This window comes from Streptomyces sp. NPDC057877, from assembly GCF_042796855.1.
Classification (GTDB): Bacteria; Actinomycetota; Actinomycetes; order Streptomycetales; family Streptomycetaceae; genus Streptomyces.
Genome location: NZ_JBHVMS010000003.1, coordinates 768,111 through 793,492, shown reverse-complemented (window position 1 = coordinate 793,492; position 25,382 = coordinate 768,111). Strand labels below are relative to the sequence as shown.

The following is a 25,382-nucleotide window of genomic DNA, read 5'->3' as shown; positions in this document are numbered from 1 at the left end:
GGCGGAGCGTGGGTGCTGGTCATCGTCTGAAGGTCGCTGCTGCCTGCCCTACCGGACTCCCGAAATGTCAGTGCTCTCCTCCATAATCGGGGCACCGTCTTCAACGAAGGACCTCATCTCTGTGACGATCACCCAGCACGAGCTCGAAGCCCGGCTGTGGGACGCCGCGAACGCGCTCCGCGGCCCTGTCGACCCGGCTGACTTCAAGACCTACGTCTTCCCGATGCTGTTCTGGAAGTGGATCAGCGACACTTGGGTCCACGAGCACGACGCGGCATTCGAGGAATACGGCGACGACCTCGACGACGAGATCGAGGCCGACTTCCACCGGTTTGAGTTGCCCCCGGGCACGCTGTGGAGCGAGGTCACCGAGAAGGTCACCAACCTCGGTGCGGAGATCGCGAAGACCTTCCAGCGAATCGAAATGGCCAACCCCCGCTCACTCGCCGGCGTCTTCGGCGACGCCTCGTGGGGCAACCAGGAGCGCATCCCGGAGTCGGCCCTGCTGGGGCTCATTCAAGCGTTCAACAAGATCAGGCTCGACCCGTCGACGGTGTCGCACGACCTGCTCGGCGCGGGCTACGAGTACTTGCTGAAGAACTTCGCCGACGAGTCAGGCAAGAAGGCCGGCGAGTTCTTCACACCCCGTGAGGTCGTGAACCTGCTCGTCGGGATCCTCCAGCCTGAGCCAGGCGAGTCCGTCTACGACCCGTCCTGCGGCTCCGGCGGGATGCTTGTCGCGACAATCAACCAGCTACGCGAGTCCGGCAAGGATCACCGCACGCTCAGGGCATACGGCCAGGAAATCAACCTGACGACGGCCTCGATCGCCCGGATGAACCTGTTCCTTCACGAGATCGAGGACTTCGACATCAAGCGCGGAGACACCCTCCGCGCTCCGGCATTCAAGTCCCCCAACGGTGCCGTCCGCCAGTTCGACACCGTGATCGCCAACCCGCCCTTCTCGCTGGCGAATTGGGGAGCGGAGCGCTGGTCTTCGGACCCGCGAGCCATCTGCGGCGTTCCGCCGGCGAAGAACGGCGACTACGCCTTTGTCCAGCACATGGTCTCGTCGATGGAGCCTGGGTCCGGCCGCGTCGGCGTGGTGATGCCCCACGGCGTGCTGTTCCGCGGAGGCGCGGAGGCGAATATCCGCCAGGGCCTCATCGAGAAGGACCTTCTGGAAGCCGTCGTCGGGCTGCCGCCCAACCTCTTCTACTCGACCTCGATCCCGGCGTGCCTGCTGATCTTTCGTGATCAGAAACCTGTCGACCGCAAGGAACACGTCCTATTCATCGACGGCTCGGCCCGGTTCGTCAAGGGCAAGAAGCAGAACCGTATGTCCGAGGATGACGTCAGGGCTCTCATCGAGGCGTACCAGACAGGCAACGACCCAGACGGTGAGGGCGGCGCGAACGTCCGCCTGGTGCCGTTCGAGGAGATCGAGCAGAACGGCTTCGACCTGACCATCGGCCGCTATATCAAGGTTGCTGTGGAGGAGACTGCCGATCTGGGCGCAGCGCTCGTCGCGTATGCCGATGCTCGCCAACACCGAATGAATACCGAGGCTGTCATGTTCGAGCGGCTTGCAGCGGCAGGCATCGACCTGAGCACGTTCGGGGTGCCCAGTGAGTGAGTGGGAGCGGGTCCGGCTCGGCGAGGTCGTCGCACTGGACGTCGACGCGGTCCCGATCACAGCGACGACCTCCTACGACATCGTCGGTGTCTTGAACCGCGGTCGGGGCCTGTTGCTCCGGGAACCGATTGCTGGCGATGAGACCTCGTATAAGACACTGAATCGCATCCGGCCGAACCAGATCATCTATAGCCGCTTGAAGGCGTTCGAAGGAGCGATCACCGTTGCTCCAAACGATCTGGGCGAGGTCTACGCGTCACAGGAGTTTCCCACGTTCACGTGTGGCGATCGAATGCTTCCCGAATACTTCCGACTCCTCACGACCACAAAGCGGCTGTGGGAGCAGTTGCAGGCATTGTCAACCGGCATGGGCGGCAGACGTGAACGGGTCAAACCTGCTGACTTTTTGACCATTGAAGTCGCTCTCCCCTCCTTGTCGGAGCAGTACCGCGTCGTCGACATCATGGCAGCGGTGGACGCACAGATCGAGGCATTGAAAGCGGAATTTGAGCATTGTTCTGCTTTTCTGGCCGGGCTACAAGCTGATTGGCTCAGCGAGGGCGAGGGCATGCGACTGGCGAGGCTCGATGAGATTGCGCAGATTGATGTCGGGTACGCGTACAAGAGCGCGCAATTTTCTGATTCGCCGAAGGGTATCCGGCTGCTGCGAGGCGACAATATTGCGCCAGGTCGCCTTCAGTGGGAGGGAGCGAAATACTGGCCGACCCCAGTCTCGGACGATGACCGCTACCGCCTCAAAGTAGGGGACGTGGTTGTCGGTATGGATCGCACTTGGATCAAGTCTGGCCTGAGAGTGGCTACTGTGCGGGAGCAGGACCTTCCTTGTCTGCTTGTGCAGCGAGTCGCGAGAATGCGAGCGAAAGCCGGGAATAATCAGCTTCTGATTGAGTTTCTAGTCAACTCACCCGCCTTCAAGCAAATGATTCTGAGTCATCAGACAGGGACTTCTGTCCCTCACATCAGCGGTAAGCAGATCGCTTCCTTTGAGGTCTGGGTACCCGCGGACGAACCTGGCCAAGAGCATCTGGGTAATGTCCTAGCACAAGTGCGGGAGTCTGAAGACTCAGTACTGGCCGAACTCTCACGCCTCCGCGCTCTCCGCGCCACGCTCCTGGCCTCCCTGCTGAACCAGGAAATCGAGATTCCCGAGTCATACGACGCTCTCCTCGGTGAGGTGTCTTGACATGGGTTGGACGGAAGCGAGCACCATCCAGCGCTCTCTGCTCGAGTGGGCGGAGGAGGCCGGCTGGGAGCGTCTCCAGGGGGACGAGCTACCGCGCGATGAGCATGACGTCATCGTCGAGGACTGGGCACGCGAAGCGTTGCTCGCGCTGAACCCGGAGTTGGTCGACGACCCTGAGTCGGCGGACCTCGTTCTGCATGAGCTCAATCAGGCTGTCCTCGATGCGCACAACGGTCTCGTTGCGGCGAACGAGCGGCTGACTGTGATGCTTCGTGGCGACCACTCGTTCACGACGATCGACGGTAGGCACGTGCCTCGTCGGCTGATCGACTTCAAAGACCTCAATAACAACCGCTTCGCTGTCGCTGACGAGGTTACCGTCAACGGTGCGGTCAAACCGCGCCGGTTCGACGTCGTCTACTACGTCAATGGGTTCCCGCTGGTCGTCGCCGAGACGAAGACGCCTGTGAAGTATCAGGTCTCGTGGGTCAACGCCGCGAAGGACCTTCACGACGTGTACGAAGAGGAGTACCCGAACTTCTTCGCGACGAACGTCTTCAACGTCGCCACCGAGGGCCTGGAGTTCCGGATGGCTCCGATCCGTGCGGTCCCGGACCCGGACTCCGAGATCTGGGCCCCGTGGGGGTCCACTGAGGACAACCCAAAAACCATCACGGGCCCGGCTAGAGTCGAGCGGGCCGCGCGCTTGCTGCTGAGGCCGGAGACGATCCTGCCGATCCTCAAGGACCTGGTGATGTATCGTCACGCTCGCGACGCCTCCGAGGTCGACATCAAGTTCCTGCCTCGTTACCCGCAGTTCGAGGCGGCTCTGGCGATCCAGGCCAAGGTGCTCGCAGGCCGCCCTGGCGGACTGATCTGGCATCACCAAGGATCGGGTAAGACCGAACTCATGGCGTTCGCCGCCGCCCGCTTGCTGCGCGATGACGCGGTGACGGGGAAGTTCGGGACCGCGCCGACGGTCATCGTGATCGCCGACCGTAAGGACCTGGTCCGGCAGACGGCGGAGATGTTCGAGACTGCCGGCATGCCGCGGATGTCGGTGCCCCGCAACCGGCGGGAGCTGCACGCTCTGCTGCGTAGCGGTGAGCCAGGTGTGGTCATTACGACGGTGCACAAGTTTGCTGAAGCCGGACATCTGAACAACCGGTCGAATATCGTGGTCCTCGTTGACGAGGCGCACCGCTCGCAGGAGGGGAAGCTCGGCGATGCGTGGCGCGCGGCCGTACCAAACGCCAAGTTCTTCGGTGCGACGGGTACTGCGGTCAAGGATAAGGACCGTTCAACGTTCAAGCTGTTCGGCGACCCTGACGACCCGGACTTTGTGATGTCGCGGTACACGCCGGAGCAATCCATTGCCGATGGGTTCACCAAGCCAGTGATCGTGGAGGGCCGGTCTGTCGGATTCAACCTCGACAAGGAAGCCTTGGACGAGGCATTCGACGAGCTGGCCACGGAGGAGGGTCTGGACGAGGAGGAGAAGGTTTTCCTGTCGGGGAAGGCTTCTCACATCGAGACGATCCTCTCTAACCCTGAGCGCGTGGCTGCTGTGTGCGCCGACATCGTTGATCACTTCCTTACCTATGTCGCGCCCCTGGGGCAGAAGGCTCAGGTCGTGGCCTACAACCAGCGCCTTGTGATCGCTTACACCATGGCCATCGAGGCCGAGCTGGAGCGCCGTGCTGCAGTCATGCCGGACGGACGGCTCCGTGAGGTCGGTGTGGTGATGCACGTCGCCGACAGTAAGGAGACCCCCAAGGAGCACAAGAAGCACCTGCTCACTCCGGAGCAGGAGGAGGCGCTCAAGCGCCGCTTCAAGAAGGTCGATGACCCGATGTCGTTCATCGTCGTCACCGCGAAGTGGATGACCGGCTTCAACGCGCCCATCGAAGGCGTGCTGTATCTCGACAAGCCCGCCAAGGACACGAACCTATTCCAGACGATCACGCGGCCCAACCGTCCGTGGAAGAATCCTGTCACCGGTCAGCGCAAGGACTTCGGGCGCGTCGTCGATTACATCGGGCTCGCGAAGGCCATCGGCAAGGCCGTCGCCGGCCCGAAGGCGAAGGACGACGAAGAGGACGAGCTCAATGTCACCGACGCCTCCAAGCTGGCGGGGAAGTTCGTCGCCGACCTCACCCGTCTGCTGCATCTGTTCAACGGCATCGACACCCGTGACTCGTCGTTCGAGTCGCTCACCGAGGCCCATGAACGGATCCCCGAGGGAGGCGCGCAGCGCACCGAGTTCATCGAGACCTACGTTGCGCTGCAGACGGTGTGGGAGTTCCTGGACCCGCACCCTATGCTCCAACCATTCAAGAGGCAGTACTTCTGGCTCGCGAAGGTGTACGAGTCGATCCGGCCCAAGGACGTCTCCAAGACGTTCCTCTGGGCACGTCTCGGCGCGAAGACCACTGATCTGATTCACGGTCACATGAGCGACGTGGGCGTAAAGTCGATGCCGTCGAAGACGGTCACACTCGACGCTGCTGGCCTGGCGCTGGTGAAAAGGATCGCCGAGCAGCTAATGCTCTCTGAGCAACAGAGGCCAGAGTCGAAAGCCGATGACGTGTACCAGGAGGTCCTCGACTCCATTGAGGCGCGCCTCAGGCGTCGGCTCGCTGATACCGAGAGCCCGGCGTACCGGTCGCTGGCGGAGCGGATCGAGAAGCTCCGTGCCAAGGCGATCGAGAACGTCGAGGACTCGCTGGCGTTCCTCGAGGAAGCGCTTAAGATCGCTCAGGACGTGGTCGCCGCGGACCGGGCAGCGGAACAGGGCGACCAGGGAGTGCTCGACCGGCTAGCCGATCCGAAGCGTGGGGCACTCACTCAGATCGTCGCGGAGAACATACCGCCCGGGTTGCACAACATCGTCCCCGACATAGCCGCGCGGATCGACTCGATCGTCGTCGAAGTCGCCTATGCCGGTTGGAGTGCGAGCGACGCGGGCGACAAACGCGTTCGTCGCGAGCTACGTGCCGTCTTGAAGGAGTACAGCTTGCCGATCAAGGGCGAGCTGTTCGACCGAACGTACGAGTACGTGCGGGAGAACTATTGAACGACGTCACGACCGGGACCATCGCAAAGAGTGTCCAAGTGCTGCGTAACCCGGTCACGTTGCGGCCGATTCGCTTGTTGCAGATGACGACGTAGGTGTCTCCGCCGAGGTCAACTGCGGCTCTGACCGTTTCGTGCTTGCCGCCGTGATCGGTTCGCCGACTGAGGATCTGCTGGGTGCCGCCGGTTCCTGCGGCCGGTCCTGATGCGCGAGCCGTTCCTGGTATCGCAGCGCGGCGAGTTCTTCCTTGAACTTGTCGTAGTCCGGTACGGGCTGCAACGGCTCATGTCCGAGGTCGTATCGGCGCCGCATGTCAGCGAGCCGCGTCCGCCGAGCATCACCTTCGTCGGTGTCTTCCAGAGCCTTCTCGATCTCACGGAAGAGGATGCGGGCCTGGTCGCGGATGACACCATCTGGGTGATCGTGCAGGAAACCACGAACGAGCCGGGTGACGCGGTCTCGCTGCTGAGCGTCGTCCTCGGCGGTCCTGGCGTCGTGCAGCAGGTCGGCAAGGTGTCCGAGTAGCTGCCTGAAGTTGTCTCTGGTGGCTTCGGCTGCCTCCCTGAGCACGCTGTCCTCGTCATCTGTGGTCGTGGCGTGAAGCACCGAGACGACTTCACGCGCGAAGCCGACCTTCTCGACGTGTTCTCCGGGAAAGGCCAGGGCGAATGCCTTGACGGTCGCATCCCAGACGTGCGGCGCACCTGTCAGGCTCTGCTGGATGGTGTCGGGGGTGAGCTTGGCGGTGGCATTGCAATCGAGACCGATCACGTGCTCGGCGTAGTGGCGGGCAGCTGCCGCGGCGACCGGGAGCGCAATGAGATCTTCCGGCTCCTCGACAACCACACTGGGTTCGACGGCCAGGCGGACGTCTTTCGTCCACTGGCCGACGGAAAGGATGAACTTGGAATTGATGTAGGCCCGTCGGCCGACCGGGCTTTTACGGAGACGCGACAACGCGTCGTTGCCGGACTTGTCGCTGTCCAGCAAGACCACGCACGGTGGTTTAATCTCGTCTCGTCCTCGGGCCAGGAAGACCAGGTAGGGGATGGCGCCAGCCGATCCAGCGGGCACGATCGTGACCTCATTGAGGTTGAGCGTCTGGCTGGGGGCCGCGCCCCGGACGCGCAGATGCGAAGAGACTCCGGCGAGCAAGACCTGGTCGGCGAGCCCTTCCACAAACAGATTGGCGCCACCGATGAATGCTGTCTCGGCAACAAAGGGGCCCAGTGAGGAGCGCAGCGGCTCGTAGTGGTTCCGGCTGGCGTCCGTTACAACGCGTGTGCCTTCGTCGTGGCTGCCTTTGTCTAGTACACGGATGCGGTGCGCGGCATTGCGATTGATGAGATAGGGCGAGTGCGTCACATAGATGACTTGCCCGCCTGGGGAGGAGTCTTCCGGTCTCGCGAACTCTTCCAAGATACGCAGGAGATCCTGCTGGCCGACGCCGGACAGGTAGGCGTCAGGTTCGTCGAGCAACAGGAGCTGCTCTCGTCCGCTCGGTCGCTGGTTGGCGCGAAGCTGAACATAGTAGGAAAGGAAGTACCGTAGGCCCCGGCTCCGTTCGGCGAATGAGTACTCCGTCTCGGTGCGGTCACGAATTGTGAACGCCACTTCCCGCTCGCGTGGAGACAGAAGAAGCCGAAAGTCGCGATCCTGTGCCCACCACTTCGGGAAGTTGAGGTGTTTGGCGATGGCATCATTCATTCGCTGAATGATCGCGTTGACCTCGCCTTCACGCTCAGCAGTGAGCGCGGCGTCGAGATCACGGAACGCGGCGGGATCGATCCGCGCGACGTCAATTAGGAGGCTGCGCCCAAGCTGGAACTCCTTCTCACGGGCCTGGGCGATATCGGGATCGACTGCCCGCGGCATGAGGAAGTCGGAGATCGTGGACCACAGGGCAGGGAATTCATTCTCGGCGACCTTGGACTTGGGGAGGGAGTCCAGAAGCTGGCGACGACCCGCGCGGTCCGGGTGACCGTCGACAGGCTGCCCGGCCAGCCGGCCGATCGGCATGCTCGCAGGCAGGGCGACTTCCGTCTCCAGCCGAAACACCTGCGGGAACGTCGCGCGAAGATCCTTCTCCTCGTCGGCCGTCAGATCACGGCGCGCAGGATTGCGCGCACTGAAGACGAACGAGGTGCCGCTGCCCGAACGGACGTAGTGGAACCCGTTGGCATCGTCCCCGGAGTAGCCCAGCGACTCCATCATCTCGGCATCTTCGTCAGTCTCAGCCGAGAAGCGTCCGGCGAAATCCGAGACGCGGCGGCTCCCTTGCTCCACCGAGTACAGATCCGAGTAGCGGCAGAAGTCACGACGGTCAACGGGTTCGTCCGTCAGTAGCCTGCCCACGGCATCGAGCAGGTGGCTCTTACCCGACTCATTGGCACCGACCACTGCGGTGACGTAGGGATCGACGTCCAATCGTACGAACGGGTACCACCCGAGGCTGGTTCGTTCCCACTCCAGCGCGTTCCCCGCCCGGTGAGCCTTGCGCTCGTAGTCGAAGTTGAACGAACGGAAGAACCGGACGTAGACACGGTCCAGCTTCATCTGCTCCCCCTCGGGCGAAGTCTTGATCTCCGCATTCTGGCACCGAAGCCCGAAAATCGTGGCCACACTGTGCACGCTGTAGTGATCAAACGGAGTGCGCCGAGGCTACAGCCTTCGAAGTCGCCAAGCTGTCCTCTTTTTCCGGTGCTCCTCCATCTGGTAACGGCCCATACGACCGCAGCTTGTGCGCGCACCATGAACGCCTCGAGCCTGCCGTGGTGCAGCGCCACCGGATATGTCGCCACTGGGCCGTAGGTTCCCAGAACTCCTTCGGGAGACGGACGGCACCAGCCATCTCCACGGGCCAGACGAGCGGACGAACCACGCCCATCTCTCCCGCCACTGGCCAGATTTCATACCCATCTACCCCGAACCAACCGGCTACGTTCGGAAAGCGGACAGCGTCAAGGCCAGCGGGTGCCGCGAATCATCACGGTGAGGACCGGTGAGGCCGGTGACGGCTGGCTCTGCCCCATGTTCTCGTACCCCCACGACTTGTAGAGCGCGTGAACCTTTCCGTCACCGGCGGCCGGGTTGACCATGAGCGTGACGAACGGCTCGTCACGTGTGGCGAGGAGGGCGTCATGGATACGCCGGGCCGTGCCGGTCTTCCGCCAGTCTGGCCGGACGCCGATCTCCTTCAGGGCCACCACCGGGAGTTCGGTGTACTTCTCGGCCGGCGTCGGGTTGGTGCGCTGCCAGTAGCGGTCGCCGTGCTCGATGGTGTTGCCGTAGGCGTAACCGACCGGGTGCCCATCCGCGTACGCGAGGACGGCCGTGAAGCCCGGCTCGGTGGCGTGTCGGTCCAGGCGTTCGCCGAACGCGGTGACCGCGTAGTTCGGCAGGTGGAGGAGTGGGGCGCGTACGTCGGCGTACACGTCGAGGAGGTCGCCGCGGACAGTGTCGAGAGTGGTGAACGTGCGCAGTTCGATGGCGGGCGCCGTGGTCATGCAGCCATCCTCCAGGCGGCAGCGTGCTCGGTCCAGGTCTGCACGCTGGAGCTGCCCGGCGCGGTGGCGCGCAGCGCGGCCCCGAACTCCTGCAGCATCCGCGTGACCCGGGCGTGCTGGGTAGCGGCCTCGGCAGGGACCTTCATCGCGGTGGCTGTAGCGGCTTCGGGGGCACCCTGGGCGAGCTGGGCGTGTGCGAGCCGGGTGGTGGTGATGGCCCGGGAACGGATCATGTGGGGCCGGAGGGCGGACAGGCAGCGGTGGGCGTGGTACTCGGCGGTCGAGTAGTCGCCGAGGGCCAAGTGTGCGGAGAGCGCCAGGGAGTCCAGTTCGGCCTGGTCGTAGAAGGCGAGCATCCACACCGGCCGGTAGTCGGTGGGGTCGGCGCGCAGCATGGCGTCCTGGGCCTGATCGAAGGCGCGGCGGGTGCCGGTGCGCTCCTGTGCCGTGCCGTGGATGGCGCCCTGGCGGGCCAGGCCGAGGGAGGCGAACAGGGGGTCGCGGCGGGTGAGGTGCAGATTGCGGGCGACGTCATTGGCGGCGAACGCGTCGGCGGGGCGGCCCATGTGGCGGTACATGGTGCCCGCGTGGCTCCAGATGCGGAACTTGATCGCCTGGTCGCCGGACATCTCGGCGAGGGCCTGGGCCTCGCGCATGTGCGCCTTGGCGACGTCGTAGCGTCGGCCGTCGATGGCGGCCCACATCGCGGAGGAGCGGAAGGCGGCTGCGGAGGCGTAGAGGTTGCTTCGTACGCGCTGGGTGGCGCTACCGGCGTTCTGGAGGTTGAGCGCCTCGTCGGCGAGGGCGGCGGCGCGCTGTTCGATGCCGAGTTGTCCGCCGTGGCGGTGGTCGCTGGCGATGATCTCGGCGAAGCGCTTGTTGAGGCGGTTGACGTCGCTCATGCCGATACGGCGCGGCGATGCCCTGCCGGGTGCGGCTGCTGCTGCGGCAGCCGCCGCGATGCTGCCGACAAGGGTGCGGCGCTTCATGTCGGGGTCCTCCTGCTGCGGTGGGGCCGGGGTGGACGACGGCCGGCCCCGTAGCACGAACCCTAAAGCGACGGCGGGTAGTCCGGTGACGTCCTCAAGTGCTCTGCGGGCAGCTGACTTGGGCCAGGTCACCCGGCCCGCTTTCCATGCCCGGACCGATGAGCCGTCGAGTCCACCAGGGCGCCCGGTCAACCGTTCAATGGCCCTGTTCACGGCCTCGGCGAGGCTGTTGGAGCTGTAGCCGTGTTCGGTCATCCACGCCTCAAGAACGGTGTTGCGGGTGGTGTCCATGCGGGCACGGTAGCCCTCACTATCCCCGCCCGCCAGGTAAAGGAGAGGTCAAAACGCCCTAGGCGGGTCCGTCGACTGAGCACCTGAACGTCCTAACCGACCTGCTGGGAAAGGGAGTTGTCTGGGTGCTGGTCGCCCGCCGCGCCCCACCGTGCGGGCGGCTGTTGACGGCCCGGTCCGCCCCTGAGGTTCCCCCGCGGGAGCGGGCCGGGCGCCGAGACGACACGAAGGCTCCACCCCAATGACGAGTCTGAGAACACAAGTTGAGGCCCTATCCGTCGGCCATCCCAGGTACAGCCAGACCTTCCCATGCGAGCCGTCCACGGCCGAGCTCGGCCGCGAACTCGTTCGGGACGTCCTCGGCGTGTGGCACCTCGACGGTCTCGCCGACCGTGCCGCGCTGATCATCACGGAGCTCATCGCGAACGCCTCCAGGCACACTCCGTGTCCCGAGATTCGCCTCATGGTTGGGCGGCCGAGTGCGACTCGACTGCGTGTCGGGGTCCTGGATCGGGAACCATCGCGTCTTCCCATACTCAGCCAGGCGGCTGACGACGACGAATCGGGCCGCGGACTGCTCCTCGTCGACGCTGTCGCCGACCGCTGGGGCTACGACCTGCACGGCTCGGACAGGCTCCCTTGGGGCAAAGAGGTCTGGGCGGAGCTCCGTGCCGAGGGCGCAAAGTGAGCGTCCCGCCCACGGCACCCTCACCCCTTCCGGATCTCGCCCGACTCCGGCCCCGCCAGCAGATGGCCATGGACTGCGCCCTCTGCGCCCGGCGGCTGGGAGCGAGCGGCCGACGACTGGGCGAGATACGCCATCGGGGCCTGCCGTTCCAGCTCTGGGCCTGCGCTCCCAACTGCCAGGCCGCCGGATCGACTATCCCGACCAGCTGAGAAAGGGGATGCCCTTCCATGGAGTGGCCGTGGATCACCGGTGATTGCTGGCTCGGCTGCGGGCGTACCGGAGTCCTAGTGATCTGGCTCGGCCCGGTGCAGTGGGACGGGCAGCACGCTCCCTTCTACGCGTGCGAGCCGTGCCTCGATCGTCTCAAGGCCCAGGCACTCGCCTACTTCATGGAGCGGCGGCCGGCATCCGCTTGATCGGACTCACGGCACACGACTTCCCGGCGTGAGGCAGGCGACCGCAAGGACTTTCCTACGCGGAGCACGTCCCCTCGTGCTGGGCGGCCAGGAGCCGTCCTGGGAGCAGCCGTCTGGCAACGCTCCCGTGACGGTACCTGGGGGGCGCTCCAGCCCAGTAACACCACAACGATTACAAGGAGTTGAAGCATGACGCGCAGCACCGTAGTTCCCAGCCGCACCGAAGTACGCCCGCACATCCCTGGGGCATCCGGCGGCTTCGACCTGGACGTCTCGCTCGTCGAGATCGCCGACCCGGCGGGCTTGGTCAACCTGACCGACGACAACTGCGGGTCCACCTGCGGCGCCTGCACCACCAACGTCGCTTGACCTGGACCCCCGGTCACCCCGGCCTGGTGCCGCCGCGTCTCCGCGCGGCGGCACCAGCCCCCCCGCCCCCTCACCTACGGAGGTACTTGGTGGTTGCTTCGCCTGCAGCGTTCCGCACCGGTTCCGCCGCTCTGGTGCGCGCCGTGGCCCGGCCCTCGCTGCCGTTCCCGCCATGCCCTGACCTCGATGACCGCTCGCCCAGCGGTTCATCTGCCCGCGTGGCGTGGCTACGCGCGGCCTGGGCGAACAAGGACGTCGCCGAAGCACTCCGGCACTCCAGCCCTGTCCTGGCCGCGCAGGTACGGGCCCTGTGCACGGCTGAGCATCCCGCCCTCCGTGATGTGCAGCGCGCAGCGATGTCCGTAGCCCGCTACCTCCTGCGGGCCCAGCATCGGGCGACACCCTTCGGCCTGTTCGCCGGCGTGGCCACCGCCGAGTTCGGCCTGCAGGCCCGGGCCGACTGGAGCGAGGAGCACGTGGCCGTCGGCCGCGCGGGGGCAGAGTGGCTGGCTGCCGTGGTTGAACGGCTGGAGTCGTGCCCAGACCTCCTCGAACGGCTACCCGTTGTCGTCAACAACACCGTGACGTACCGGGGAGACCGGCTCGTCGTGCCGTTCCAGCCCGACGTCCAGGACGACCGCACTCGCGCGGTCGAGGCGTCCTTGACCCTGACCGAACCGGTGCGCGCCGTCCTTGCCGCGGGCCGACTACCGATCCGGTTCGGCACCCTCGTGGAAAAGCTCCAGGCGGAGTTCCCCGAGGCCAGTCCCGAGAAGGCGCGTCAACTGCTGGCGGAACTGATCCGGCGGCGGGTGCTGATCACGGGCCTGCACGCTCCGAGCACCGAGACCGATGCCCTCGGGTATCTGGTGAGCCAGCTCGACGTGATCGACGCTGGAAGTCTCGCCCCGGTCGCGGAGACCGTACGCGAACTCCACGCGGTCCGGGCGGGCCTGGAGATGTGCGCCACGCACGGCGGCCGGGACAGCGTCGCGGCGAGGATGCGAGACCTCGTCCCGGGCCTGCGTCGCCACCCCGTCGCGCTTGACCTCCGCCTGGACGCGCAGATCGTTCTGCCGGAAGCGGTCGCCCGAGAGATCGAGCGCGCCGCTCTTATCCTGACCCGCTTGAGCAGCCGCCCGTACGGGACCGCAGCCTGGAACGAGTACCACCAGCGGTTCTACGAGCGGTACGGCATCGGCACGATGGTCCCGCTCGCGGAAGTCGTCGCGGACAGCGGCACCGGCTATCCCGACGGCTACCCGGCCGCTCCGGCCAGCCCACGCAGGCCCCGCGGCTCCGCTCGGGATGACGTCCTTATACGGCTGGCCCAGGCCGCTGCGCTCGACGGCCGTGACGAAGTGCTCCTCACGGACGAACAGATTGAGGCCCTGGACGTGGGGCCTGACGAGCCTCGGCTGCCGCCGCACTTGGAGATCGGGGTGCGGGTGCATGCGGTCAGCCTGGAGGAGTTGCAGCGCGGGCGGTTCCGGCTCGAGGTCGTGAACGTGTCCCGTGGTGTCGGCGTTTCCACGGGCCGGTTCCTCAGCGTCCTGGCCCTCGCCGACCGGGAGGCTCTGGCCGCCGAGCTTGCCGACCTCCCGGCCGCAGACGGCAACACCATGCCCGCACAGCTCTCTTTCCCGCCCCTGCTCCCCGAGAGCGCCCACGTCACCCGCTCCCCACAGGTTCTCCCCACCGTGATCAGCCTTCAGGAGCACCGCACCCCGCAGGACACCGTCCTCACCCCGGAGGACTTGGCTGTGGGGTGCGACGGCCGCCGCATGTACCTCGCCGTCCCCGAGCGGGGCCACCGCGTGGAGGCCGTCGGAATGCACGCGCTGAACCTGCGCACCCACACGCCGCCGCTCGTGCGGTTCCTCACCGAACTGTCCCGCGCCCAGTGCGCGCAGGTCACAGTCTTCGACTGGGGCGCCGCAGCGGCGATGCCGTTCCTTCCACGTCTGCGGTACGGCCGGACCGTGCTGGCCCCGGCGCGCTGGCGGCTGCAAGCGTCCGAACTGCCCGGCCAAGCCCGCCTTCGGGCCGAGTGGGACGCCGCGCTCAGCGACTGGCGTGCCCGGCGGAGGCTGCCGCGCCCCGTTTACCTCGTAGAGGACGACCGGCACCTCTTCCTCGACCTCGACGAGGCCAGCCACCGTGCACTCCTGCGTCGGCACCTCGACCATTCGCGCCTGGCCGTACTCGTCGAGGCCCCGGAACGAGAGGCGTACGGCTGGTGCGGAGGGCGAGCCCACGAGGTCGTGGTGCCCCTCAAAGCAACCGGGCCGTCGGTATGGCCGCCACTGCCGGCCCCCAGCCGGGCCCGTGCCCTGTCTTCGACCCAGATGCAGACGCCTGCCGCTTCCTCAGTTCTTCTGGCCGCCCTGTACGGCGACCCCCGCCGCCAAGGCATCTTGGTCTCCCGGCATTTGCCCGGCCTCCTCGAACGGCTTGGCAACCCGCCGTGGTGGTTCATCCGCTTCCGCGACCCGGACCAGCACCTCCGCGTACGCATCGCCCTCCCCGACGCGCAAGCCTTCGCCGACACGGCCCGAACGGTGAGCGCCTGGGCCGACGAGCTACGAAGCATCGGCCTGCTGGCCGATCTGCGCTATCCCACCTCCTACCGCGAGATGGGCCGCTGGGGCTCCGGCGCCGCATGGGAGGCGGCCGAGGAGGTGTTCCGGGCGGACTCGCGCGCCGTCCTGGCCCAGCTCGCGCAGCCACAGCGCCCCAGTCAGCGCACGCTGGTGGCGGCCCACACGGTCGCCATCGCTTCAGCGTTTCTCGGCACCACCGAGGCCGGGATGCGGTGGCTGATCGACCATGTCTCGCCGACCGCACCCGTGCCCGTTCCGCGCCCGCAGTTCACCGAGGCAGTACGGCTCGCCGACCCGAGCGACGACTGGTCGGCCTTGCGCAGTGTCCCTGGCGGAGACGCCATCGTGTCCGGATGGGTCGACCGGGAAGCGGCACTCGCCACGTACCGGCCGCACCTTCCCGGCCCGGACACCCAGGGCATCGCCGTCGACGACGTCCTGACATCCCTGCTGCACGTCCACTTCGTGCGCCACGTCGCCGTGAACTTCCCGGAGGAAGAGGTGTGCCTCTACCTGGCGCGCGCCGCCGCCCTGGCCTGGACCGCCCGCACCAAGGGGAGGGCCTCGTGAACGCGCACCCCACGCTCGGCCTGGTCGACGCCATCGCCGCCCGGCTCGCCGACCCCAAGACCATGCCTCACGGCTCCAGGACGCTGTGCTCGGACCGCCAGCATCTTGCTTACGGGCCACCCGGCATCGCGCTCCTGCACATCGAGTTGGCCGCGAACGGCCTCGGTCCGTGGCACCGCGCCCACGACTGGCTCGCCGCCGCCTCCCGGCAGCCGCTCACCAGCGGCCCGGACAGCCACCCCTTCTACGGAGTGCCCGCGTTCGCCCACGCCCTGACCTGCGCGGCCGACCACCTTCCCGGCTCCTACCAGCGCGCCCTCGACGCATTGGACGGACAGATCGCAGTCGACGTCGGACGCCGTCTCGACGCCGCACACCGCCGCATCGACGCCGGACGCCTGCCGCAGCTCGCCGAGTTCGACGCCATCCGGGGCCTCACCGGATACGGCGCCTACCTACTGCGCCGAAACCCCGGCAGCTCCACGACGCGCGCCGTTCTCGACTACTGCGTACGCCTCACCGAACCGATCACCCACCACGGCGAGACCCTTCCGGGCTGGTGGACGGAGACCGGGCCCTCGGGCAGCCCGGACGACCGATTCCCCGGCGGACACGCCAACACCGGCATGGCCCACGGCATCGGCGGCGTCCTCGCGCTCCTGGCCATCGCCGCTCGGAACGGCTCCGTCACCGACGGGCACCACGCAGCACTGCATACCATCCTGACCTGGCTGGACCGCTGGAAGGAGGAGGCTAACGGCGGACCGGTCTGGCCGTACTGGGTCACTCAGGGCGAGCTGCGAAGCGGGCGTCTCTCCCCGTCCGCGCCCCGGCGGCCGTCCTGGTGCTACGGCACCGCCGGCCTTGCGCGCGCCCAGCAACTTGCCGCGCTTGCCCTCGGCGACACCCGCCGCCAGATTGCCGCGGAGTACGCGCTCGTGGCCGCCCTCACTGATCCCGAGCAGCTGAAGGCCACGGCGGACAACGGCCTCTGCCACGGGTTCTCCGGCCTCGCCCACGTCGCCGCGCGTACGGCCGACGACGCCCGCCCCTCGACCGCAGAGAAACTCCGCGCCGCGATCCCGGCCCTCCTGACTGCGGTCATCCCACCAGGCACCGACCCCGAACTCATGGCCACGGCGCTCATCCACGAGGAGGAAAGCGGCCCCGGCCTACTCGACGGCGCCGCCGGCATAGCCCTGGCCCTCCTCGCGCCCAGCACCGCCGCACCACCCCGGTCCCCCTGGGACGCATGCCTCCTCATCGCCTGATCCACCGACCGAAGGACCTCAATGCCTCCCGACCGCTGGCAGCAGCACAACATCACCTTCGTCGACCGCGAGAGCGCCCAGCGCACCATCGCCGAACGCCTCGGCCCCACCCTGATCGAGGCAGAGGCCGACGGGCAGCTCACCGACTGGTGGTTCATGAACAAGCAGCCCTGGCCGCTGCGTTACCTCGCGGACAAGCCCTCACCAGCCATCGAGTCGCACCTGAGCGATCTCATCGGCGACGGCGTGGCCGTGTCGTGCCTGCCCTGCGTCTACGAGCCCGAGACTGACGCATTCGGCGGCCCGGAGGCCATGGACGCAGCCCACGAACTCTTCCACAGCGACTCCCGCCACCTGCTCACCTACCAGCCGAGCTCGAAGCACTTGGGACGCCGGGAGACCGCCGTCCTGCTGGCGAGCGTCATGATGCGCGGCGCTGGACTCGACTGGTTCGAACAGGGCGACGTATGGGCGAAGGTCGCGGCCCTTCGACCGGCCATCGCTCCACAACCGCCCGAACGAGCCATCGAATTGGCTCCGGCCATGCACAAGCTCATGACCGCCGACGCCCGCAGCCTCTGTCGCCCGGGTGGCCCACTCCACGCTCACGAGGAATGGGCGACCGCCTTCGAACGGGCCGGTGCCACGCTCGCCGACCTCGCAGCCCGCGGCGCCCTCACCCGCGGCCTGCGAGCCGTCATCGCCCACCACGTGATCTTCCACGCCAACCGCGCCGGTCTCCTCCGGGACGACCAGAGCGCCCTGTCCCACATCGCACGAGAGGTAGTCATGGGAACGAGTGACCACACCGAGTCGCCCACCGAGGCAACGGCCGACGCCGATAGCGTCAGCGCGGTGAACACCGACACGATCACCACGCCCACGGCGGACGCCGAGCGCCTCCGCAACGCCCTGGTCGACCAGCTCCGCGCGGACGGACACGCCCGCACGCCCGCCGTCGAGACCGCGTTGCGGACCGTGCCCCGCCACGTGTTCGTGCCCGACGCGTCACTCGAAGACGCCTACGCCAACGCACCGGTGCACATCAAGTACGACACCGACGGCACGTCCATCTCCTGTGCCTCCCAGCCGGGCGTCGTCGCCCTCATGCTGGACCAGCTCGACGCCCAGCCCGGCGAGCGCATCCTCGAACTCGGCGCCGGCACCGGCTACAACTCCGGCCTGCTCGCCCACCTGGTCGGCGAGAGCGGACACGTGACCACCCTCGACGTCGACGACGACCTCGTGGAAGGAGCCCGTGCGCACCTCGCCGCCGCCGGGATCACCAACGTCCAGGCAGTGACCCGCGACGGAGCACTCGGCTACGCCGAGGCAGCGCCGTACGACCGGATCATCGCCACGGTCGGCGCGCACGGCGTACCGCACGCCTGGCTGCAACAACTCGCCCCCGGCGGGCGGCTCCTCGTCCCCCAGCGCCTCAAGGGCACGGTGTCCCGCTCCATTGCCTACGAGCAGCGCGACGGCCGATGGGTCTCCCTCGGCAGCGAGATGAACACCTTTATGCCGCTTCGGCGGGGCATCGCCGACGACGACCGCCGAGTAATCCCGCTCAGCACGGACGGCACCGTACGGCTCCAGGCCCCCGCCGGACTCAACATCGACGCCGACGCCCTCGCAGGCGTACTCGACCAGCCGCGCACCGAGGAGTGGACCGGCGTGACGGTCCGCGCCATGGAATCGCCAGAGTGGATGGAACTGTTCCTCACCTGCTCCCTCCCCTCCGGCCTGATCCGGATGCTGTTCCCTCAGGGCGCCAAGGGCACTCTGCTCACCGAGGATCCCTATCCCTCGTCGACCGCCGTCGTCGACAAGGGCGCCGTCACCTACCTGGCGCGGCGGCTGTCGGAGAAGAGGACCCCCGAGGGCGGCAAGCTCTGGGAGTTCGGCGTCATCGGCCACGGTCCCGGCAGCGACGAACTGGCCGCGAAGGTCGCCGACGCCATCCGCACCTGGGACCGCGAATACCGCAGCCGCGAAGCCACGTTCGAAATCCAGCCCCTCGACGCCCCCAGCATCGAGCGGCGCCCCGGCCTCTTCGCTCTCGACACCCCGCTGAACTGCATCGTCGTCGACTGGGAGTGACGCCCCACGTGTAGCGGACGGTGCCCGTCGACACATGGCTGACGGGCACCGCCGCCTCAGCATTCCTCACTCTCGACAAGGGGGATCCATGGACCCACACGGCTCCACAGCCCAGCGCTTCCCGCTCGTCGCCCGATTCCGACCCGCCTGCCTGCCCCTGCCTGAACGCGTACGCGCACTCGTCGACCTGGCCGACACCGCGGTGAAAGAGACCGACCAGGGGCTCGCATCGGCCGTCTACAACCAAGCCGCGCTCATCGCCTCCGACCTCGACCTCCCCGACCTCGCCCGCGAGATGTGCCACCAGCACGCCGCCGCCTACCTTCATGCCTGCCCCCTGCCCGGCATGGGCGCGATCCGAGGACTGGAACCGGTCGTCAACCTCGCTCGCCTCCAGATCCGCGCCGGTCACGCCGATGAGGGTCGGCAGCGACTCCTCAACCTGTACAAGGCTGTCGAGGCGGGCGCAGCCGCCTGGTTCGAGCCCGTCACCGTACCCGCGAGCCTCACTGCGACCGGCGAAGACCGGCAGGAGGTTCGCGCGTGGCTGTGGCGCGTCCTCCTCGCAGACGGCACACGCACCCTCACCACCGAGGGGCGATGGGCCGAAGCGCTGGCACACATCGAAGCCCACCATGGCATCGGAAAGCGGATGCTCGACGGTCGGCAGGTCGCCGTCCTCGCCGCTCTCGTTGCGGGTGACACCGCGTGGGCCGCTGCCCTCCTTGCCGACACGATGCCCGGCGACCCATGGGAACAAGCCGTCACGACATGCCTGAGCGTCCTATGCCGCCGCCACGCCGGGCAGCCGATCGACGGGCACCTGGCGGACATGGTGACGGTCTACTCCGGACGGAAGGCCGAACCCGGGATGATCGTCTTCGACACCCGGCTCGGACTGACGGTCCTCGACGCGATCGGTTCCGCCGAGGCGCTCGCCGCGCACCGCATCGTCGAGGACCTCCACCGCAGGACGACAGACGCCGAAGACGGCTATGCGGCTCGCGAGAGCTTGGCTCATCCTCTGTTCACCGAGACCGCCACGGACCGGCAAGTGCAGGACTGTCGCGCGCTGGTACGCGCCTGCGCCCTTGGCTCAGGGACCCTCCCGAACGAGCTGCGAGGAGAACTGACGGAGGCTCTGCGCGCCAGCGACCGCGTGATCCGGGAAAGCCTCGCACGTTCCTCCGATCCCGGAGGAACGCAACCCCTGCGGCTCTGACGGTGCCTAACGGCGCCGTCGGTGCTGCTGTTCGGCAGGCGTCGTCGCCGACGGAAGCTGACCGTTATGGATCTGCTGGACGCGGACCGAGGGTGTGATGGTCGAGCATCGGCGGGCAGCTTCAGCGCGGCGGTTCGGGGCCGGGTTCCGGCCGGTGTGCTGGATACGGGTGATCAGCACTCGGGCCGGTTGGCGGGCGGTGGTCAACTCGCGCTGAGCAGCGGCCTCCTTGAGGAGCTGGTGGGGTTGATGGCCACGGGCTTCGGCGTCGGCGAGGACAGTGGCGAGCGCGGGCCAGGCCGGGTCGGTGAGGATGCGCTCGGCGTGGTCGGGGACGGCTGCTCGTACGTCGTTCGCGAGAACGCGGCGGGTTTGCTCCCTGGGCGGTCGGGCTGTGAGTTCGGCGAGTGTCGGGGCGAGGGCGCGGTCGGCGGCCATCTGGAGGTGCTGGACGGCCTGTCGGGCGGCGTCGGCCTGGTGGGCGTGGTTCTTCGCTTCGTGCCAGCGCCTGGCGACGATGGTGGCCCAGACGAGGGCTGCGACCATGGCTGCTAGTGCGCTGCCGTCGGGGCCGGTGGCGGTGTGGACGATGTCGCGGGCCGCGCTGCGCAGGGCGTGGGCGGCGCGGTCTTCGGCTCGGATCTGGGAGCGCTGGGCTCGGGCGAACGCCTTGGAGGCGGCGTGGAGTTCGGTGCGCAGGCTGGCGGGTGCCTTCTGGGCGGTAGCTTCGAGCAGTTCGCCGAGGGCGGTGATGTGGGCCTGGGCGTGGGTGTCGTCGGCGAGGTCGCCGTGGAGGGTGTCAAGAGCGTCGGTCGCTTCGTGCCAGGGGGTGCTGGGGTGGTTGCGGCGGGCGGTGGGGTGTTCTTCGGGGCGGCTGGATTCGAGACGGGCCTTGATCTTGGGCAGGGAGAGGTCGGGGGCGATCTTGCTTCCGGGGTGGTAGATCTGCTCGCCGGCCTCGTTGAGGTCGCCGGGGCGGCCGGCGGCGTAGCCGAGGAGGTCGCCTGACGGGCCGCGCCGGACCTGGACCTCGACGCCGCTGGCTTCGAGGTAGGCGATGAATTCCTCGGCGTTGGTCGCGTGCGGGCTGGCGGCTCGGATGCGGTCCTGGAGCCACTCGGGGCTGGGCTGTTCCCAGCCGAGGCGTTCGGCCTTGTGCATCTCGGCCTGGGTGGGGCGGCGGGCGCCTGTCCGGTCGCCCTTCTTCAGGCGGCGCAGCCCGTAGTCCTTTTCGATCTCGCGGCAGGCGTCGCCGACGCGGATGCCGCTGTCGTGGAGTTTGGGGCGCCGGCCGCCTTCGCGGACTGTGGTGGCCAGGATATGGATGTGGTCGTCGGCGTGGCGGACGGCGATCCAGCGGCAGGCCAGGTCATCGCCTGCAGGGGCGATGCCAGCCGCCTGGACGATGCGCTGGGCGATGTCGCCCCACTCGGTGTCGGAGAGGTAGCGGTCCTCGGGGGCGGCGCGCACAGGGCAGTGCCAGACGTGGTCGGTGACCTTGCGTCCGAACTCGCTGTTGCGCAGGCGCACGGGCTGGTCGAGGTAGCGGGCGAGTTCGGTGAGGGTGGCGTTCTCGTCTCGGCCTGGGTCGGGCATGCCGAGCATCGCGAATCCCGCGACGATGTGCGGGTCGAGGTGCTCGTCGTGGTCGCCGGGGCCGTAGAGGTAGGCGAGCAGGCCGCGGGTGTTGGATCCGGCCGGTTTGATTGCGGCGATCACGCGGCTGCCTCGGTCTCCGGGTCGGTGGGCTGGCGCAGGGCCTGGGCGATCAGCTCCAGCAGGTCGTGGAGTTCGGTCAGGTGCTGGCGGATCTCGGGTGGGGTGTGGTCGCTGTTGAGGGCGCGGGCGATCTGGTTGACGTTGACGCCGATCCGGTTGAGCTGGCGCAGCACCTGGGCGCGGAAGATGTGCGTGCGGCGGCGGTCCTCGGACAGGGGCAGGTTGGCGGTGAACCGGCCGGTGATGAAGGCGAGGACGATGTCGGCGGCGAAACCGGAGTCACCCTTGTAACCGTGCTCGGCTGCCGCGTCTTGGAGCCGCGTGTGTTCGTCGCCGGTGAAGCGCAAGGGGCCGACGCGGACGACGCGTTTGGTGCCGGTGAAGCGGCGGATCGTGGGCTGGACGCTCTTCACGACAGGCTCACCGCCGACCGCCTCAGCGGTGTCGGTGGCACGTACGGGGCGCAGGGTCTCGCGCTGGACGGTGTGGAGCGTGTCCTCGTCGGAGCCGCCCTCGGCCCCGACGTCCTGGCCTGGCGCCCCCTGGCGCTGGGCCTCCTCCGCCACCCCCGGGGCGGAGCCCCCCGAAGTCCGGCCTTGAGTCGGACTCGGGGTACTACTGGCTCCGCCCGGGGCACCCCGTCCAAACGCCCGCCGCAGACGGCTCATCAGCGTAGGGGACTTCGTCAGCGGCAAAGGCTCGTAGGGGGCGTCGTCGGGCTGGTGGGCGTCGTGCGTCATGGACGGTTCTCCGGAGAAGGGGTGGGAGGGCGCGCAGGTCACCGCGGAGATCAGCCGGAGTTTCGGGCGGCTGCCGCCTCGTCCACAGGTGTGGACGCTCGCGCGTTGCGCGGGGCGGTGGCTGGCGGGCCGGGTGACCGGAAGGGTTCCGGTCACCCGGTGGCGGTTCCGGTCAGTCGGCGGGCCGGTCGGTCTCGGCTGGGGCTTCGGGTTCGGCCCGGAGGATGTCCATCACGTCGGTCAGCCGCTTGCTGCCGATCGTCAGCCCTTTGTCCTCAACTGCCGTTCGGACGACTGTCCGAGTGAGCTTGCCCTGCTCAGCGGCTGCGGCCCGGCCGATCTCCACGAGTACCTCAAGCGGGGCGCCGGGCGGACGCCCACCGCGCGGCTTGCCTGCTGCGGCATCGGCGGGCGATTCCGGCGGCTGGACGGATGTGGCGGTCGGCGGCTCAGTGATCCGACCGGGCTGAACCAGTAGGTCGGCAGGCCGGACGCCCTCGGCCGGAGCCTCGGCAGACGGGCCGACTGCGGTGGCCGGCGCCTCGGCGGGGTGGACGGATGGGGTGGCCGGTGGTTGCGGCACCTGCGCTGAATCGGGGGCCGAATGGTCGACAGCAGGCTGTGCGACGAGTTCGTGGATCTGCCGCATCAGAACGCCGAAGGCCACCATCGCGGCGGCCGGGGGAACCGCGGCGACCACGTAGTCGAGCAGCGGCACGCTGCCGACTTCGCGCGTGCCCGTCACCCCGGCCACGTTGAGCCCGATGGAGCCGACCGATCCGACGGCGGTGACGCTGATGGCCCATTTGTCGGTGACGCGGCGCAGGCCCGCACGGAGCATGAGCAGCTCGCCCGCGACGATGAACGCGTCCAGCGTCGCGGGCCACGCCCATCGGCGGGTCGGCGAGTCACGGAGTCCATGCTGGGCTGCGACCTCGGCCAGGTGTGCGTAGGAGAGCCAGAACGCACCTGCGGTCAGGGCCACGATGACGATGCCGGCCGCACGGAGCACGTACTGCTCCGCAGTCAGCTTCGCCTTCGCCGGCTGCTCCAGACCGGGCTGATCATCCCGCGGCGGACGGTCTGGGCTACGAGACATGAGAGGGATCCTCAAGCGAGGTACTCCTGGGGTAGTGGTGTGGTGCGTCTTTGTCGTCTTGACCGTTGCAAGCGCAGGTCAGAGCAGGTACGGCAACCGCCTCGGCCCTCCGTCCTGGCGGGTGCCGCCTGCGTCGTGTTCCGAGTCGGAACACGACGCAGGGGCGTCCTGCAGAGCTTGGTTGCGGATGGACCGTGTCCCGAGTCGGGACAGAGGCGTTGCATCGTCCGTCCCAGCGGGCGGGGCTGTGACCTGCGGTGATACGGCAGGACGGCGGGGGACGGCGCAAGACGGATGAGGGCGGCGTCTTGGCGGCGGGCTGCGATGGTCGATCGCGGTGCCGTCTTGGCCCCGGTTCCCGTCTTGGCTGCATGCCCTTTGACCTGCGAGATCACGGCAGGGACGGCAGGTACGGCAACCGGGAGAGGGCCTCAGCCCTCGCCGCGAGTGATGTCGGCGTCGACGGGGTGGACGGCGGGGCAGTACCGGCGCCAGGCGTCGAGGAATTTGTTGCGCATGTAGCCCTTGCGCTGGGTCCGGTCGGCCATGCGCACGTTGCCGGACTTGATCTCGTACGCGCGCAGCATCCTGCCCAGTTCACGGGCGTCCAGCCCGCCGCGTCCCCATTCCGCCCATGGCGCCTCGGGGTCCTGGCGCAGGTGGTGGAGGAGTTCCTCGGTGGACAGGCTGTCCACCTCGCGCTGGGCGACGAAGACCCGGCGGATGTCGGCGAGGATCCGCGCACCGCTGGGGTGGTCCTCCTCGGCCGCCTCTTCGGCGGCGACCATCCGCGCACAGGCAACCCGCGCCAGCCGGGGCCAGCAGCCACCGGCCAGGTCAGCGACGATGACCAGAGGTTCCCAGGTGTCCGCGGCGCGGTCCTCGACCGGCATGTCCGGCTCCAGGTCCGCGGCCTCGTCCAGCAGCGGCCTGGCCCACGCGTGCAGACGGTCGCGCAACTCATTCAGGGCCGGGATGTCACGCCGCGACCGGAACGGCTTGACCTTCTCGCCCTCGGCCCGGCGCCGCATACGGATCACCACTGCCCGGTCCATGACCGTGTCGGGCAGGTCGCCGATCCCCGCGATGGCCGCCATGGCGAACGTAGCGAAGCGGTGCGGGGTGTGGTCGTTGCCGACGACCCGGGTGACGTACCGGTTGCGCTGGTGGCCTGCGTTGAGCAGGCCGCGCATCTCCTCGTTCTTCTCAGCCATCTTCGGTGTGCCGAAGATGGTGTCGGCCTCGTCCACCAGGAGCGTGGGCGGGTTCTCCTCGGTGATCGATCGGAAGATGGCCGCCGGTGTGGTGTTGATGGTGAGCATCGGTTCGTGGACCGTCTCGGTCAGCACGTCGAGGAGACGCGACTTGCCACACCGCTTCGCCGGACCCACCACCGCAAGGCGCGGGGCGTGCTGCCACGCGGGCTGTAGGTGCGTCGCCGCCACCCACAGGGTGATCGCGTCCAGGGCCTCCTGCGCGGGTGGGATCACGAACTGGGCGATCTGCGCACGCAGTTCATCCAGCAGTTTGGAGCCGTGGGTCGGTTCCGCATCGGGTATCGCCTCCAGGCCGCTCGGCGTCTCCGCCTCGTCGGCGCCGTCAGCCTGCGCGGCGCGCACGTGGGCGCCGGGTCGGCCGGGGATGGCCGCTGCAGGCCAGACAGCTTGCGCTGGGGCGGAATAGGACTCGGGGTTCTCGGGTTGCACTCGGCAGCTCCTCGTCTGGCGGTGGCGGGCTCGCACGCCCTTGCCGCCGGGTTGGTTCTTCCAGGGCCGTTCGGGGTTGCTCGGGCCTCCGGCGTTGCACCGCCGGGGGCCCACCCCTTTCTCGCGGGCGCCAGGCCATCGCGAGGGAACACGGACCGTACGTCCACACCCGGC

The 25,382-nt window shown here is 67.9% G+C and carries 16 protein-coding genes; 9 read left to right on the top strand and 7 right to left on the bottom strand.

The features are described from left to right. Positions 1 to 121 precede the first annotated feature (121 nt). The 3 genes from ACFVQG_RS11420 to ACFVQG_RS11410 are packed head-to-tail and all read left to right on the top strand — an operon-like array spanning position 122 to position 5,916. Positions 122 to 1,636 carry an N-6 DNA methylase gene (locus ACFVQG_RS11420; RefSeq protein ID WP_383379642.1) on the top strand — a complete coding sequence of 505 codons (1,515 nt, stop codon included), beginning with the start codon at positions 122 to 124 and terminating at the stop codon, positions 1,634 to 1,636. After that, positions 1,629 to 2,840 carry a restriction endonuclease subunit S gene (locus ACFVQG_RS11415; protein WP_383379639.1) on the top strand — a complete coding sequence of 404 codons (1,212 nt, stop codon included), beginning with the start codon at positions 1,629 to 1,631 and terminating at the stop codon, positions 2,838 to 2,840. Before ACFVQG_RS11420 ends, ACFVQG_RS11415 begins: the two co-directional genes overlap by 8 nt. 1 nt (position 2,841) lies before the next feature. Continuing rightward, positions 2,842 to 5,916, top strand: a complete 3,075-nt coding sequence (locus tag ACFVQG_RS11410) for an HsdR family type I site-specific deoxyribonuclease (RefSeq protein ID WP_383379637.1) — start codon at positions 2,842 to 2,844, stop codon at positions 5,914 to 5,916. Positions 5,917 to 5,970: 54 nt separating this feature from the next. Here ACFVQG_RS11410 and ACFVQG_RS11405 read toward each other — a convergent pair whose 3' ends face one another. The 3 genes from ACFVQG_RS11405 to ACFVQG_RS11395 form a co-directional block, all read right to left on the bottom strand. Then, on the bottom strand, positions 5,971 to 8,538 hold the full coding sequence (locus ACFVQG_RS11405; protein WP_383379633.1) for an AAA family ATPase: 2,568 nt from the start codon (positions 8,536 to 8,538) through the stop codon (positions 5,971 to 5,973). A 338-nt stretch (positions 8,539 to 8,876) separates the two neighbouring features. Continuing rightward, positions 8,877 to 9,422 carry a GNAT family N-acetyltransferase gene (locus ACFVQG_RS11400; RefSeq protein ID WP_383379630.1) on the bottom strand — a complete coding sequence of 182 codons (546 nt, stop codon included), beginning with the start codon at positions 9,420 to 9,422 and terminating at the stop codon, positions 8,877 to 8,879. Then, positions 9,419 to 10,702, bottom strand: a complete 1,284-nt coding sequence (locus tag ACFVQG_RS11395) for an XRE family transcriptional regulator (RefSeq protein WP_383379627.1) — start codon at positions 10,700 to 10,702, stop codon at positions 9,419 to 9,421. The genes ACFVQG_RS11400 and ACFVQG_RS11395 overlap by 4 nt, the downstream gene beginning before the upstream one ends. A gap of 241 nt (positions 10,703 to 10,943) precedes the next feature. On the opposite strand from ACFVQG_RS11395, the gene ACFVQG_RS11390 reads away from it, so the two are divergent. The 6 genes from ACFVQG_RS11390 (at position 10,944) to ACFVQG_RS11365 (ending at position 19,944) form a co-directional block, all read left to right on the top strand. Beyond that, a complete protein-coding gene (locus ACFVQG_RS11390) occupies positions 10,944 to 11,390 on the top strand; it encodes an ATP-binding protein (protein WP_383379624.1) in 447 nt (148 codons plus the stop codon). A gap of 605 nt (positions 11,391 to 11,995) precedes the next feature. After that, entirely contained in the window at positions 11,996 to 12,175 is a 180-nt protein-coding gene (locus tag ACFVQG_RS11385; RefSeq protein WP_383379619.1) for an FxLD family lanthipeptide, read from the top strand. 218 nt (positions 12,176 to 12,393) lie between these two features. Continuing rightward, positions 12,394 to 15,348, top strand: coding sequence for a lantibiotic dehydratase (locus ACFVQG_RS11380; protein ID WP_383379615.1), 2,955 nt, complete (start codon positions 12,394 to 12,396; stop codon positions 15,346 to 15,348). Next, positions 15,345 to 16,619, top strand: coding sequence for a lanthionine synthetase C family protein (locus ACFVQG_RS11375; RefSeq protein WP_383379613.1), 1,275 nt, complete (start codon positions 15,345 to 15,347; stop codon positions 16,617 to 16,619). The genes ACFVQG_RS11380 and ACFVQG_RS11375 overlap by 4 nt, the downstream gene beginning before the upstream one ends. Positions 16,620 to 16,640: 21 nt before the next feature. Further along, on the top strand, positions 16,641 to 18,722 hold the full coding sequence (gene fxlM, locus ACFVQG_RS11370) for a methyltransferase, FxLD system (RefSeq protein WP_383379609.1): 2,082 nt from the start codon (positions 16,641 to 16,643) through the stop codon (positions 18,720 to 18,722). Positions 18,723 to 18,810: 88 nt separating this feature from the next. Beyond that, a complete protein-coding gene (locus ACFVQG_RS11365; protein WP_383379606.1) occupies positions 18,811 to 19,944 on the top strand; it encodes a hypothetical protein in 1,134 nt (377 codons plus the stop codon). 6 nt (positions 19,945 to 19,950) lie between these two features. Here the strand turns inward: ACFVQG_RS11365 and ACFVQG_RS11360 are convergent, their stop codons facing one another. From ACFVQG_RS11360 to ACFVQG_RS11345, 4 genes are all read right to left on the bottom strand, one after another. Next, positions 19,951 to 21,663: a relaxase/mobilization nuclease domain-containing protein gene (locus ACFVQG_RS11360; protein ID WP_383379604.1), complete on the bottom strand. Its 1,713-nt coding sequence runs from the start codon at positions 21,661 to 21,663 to the stop codon at positions 19,951 to 19,953. Next, on the bottom strand, positions 21,660 to 22,229 hold the full coding sequence (locus ACFVQG_RS11355; protein WP_383379601.1) for a MobC family plasmid mobilization relaxosome protein: 570 nt from the start codon (positions 22,227 to 22,229) through the stop codon (positions 21,660 to 21,662). Before ACFVQG_RS11355 ends, ACFVQG_RS11360 begins: the two co-directional genes overlap by 4 nt. A 346-nt stretch (positions 22,230 to 22,575) precedes the next feature. Next, the gene (locus ACFVQG_RS11350; RefSeq protein ID WP_383379598.1) at positions 22,576 to 23,502 is read right to left on the bottom strand and encodes a DUF2637 domain-containing protein; all 927 of its coding nucleotides are present in this window, start codon (positions 23,500 to 23,502) and stop codon (positions 22,576 to 22,578) included. A gap of 431 nt (positions 23,503 to 23,933) precedes the next feature. After that, positions 23,934 to 25,208, bottom strand: coding sequence for a DUF3631 domain-containing protein (locus ACFVQG_RS11345; RefSeq protein WP_383379594.1), 1,275 nt, complete (start codon positions 25,206 to 25,208; stop codon positions 23,934 to 23,936). Positions 25,209 to 25,382 lie beyond the last annotated feature (174 nt).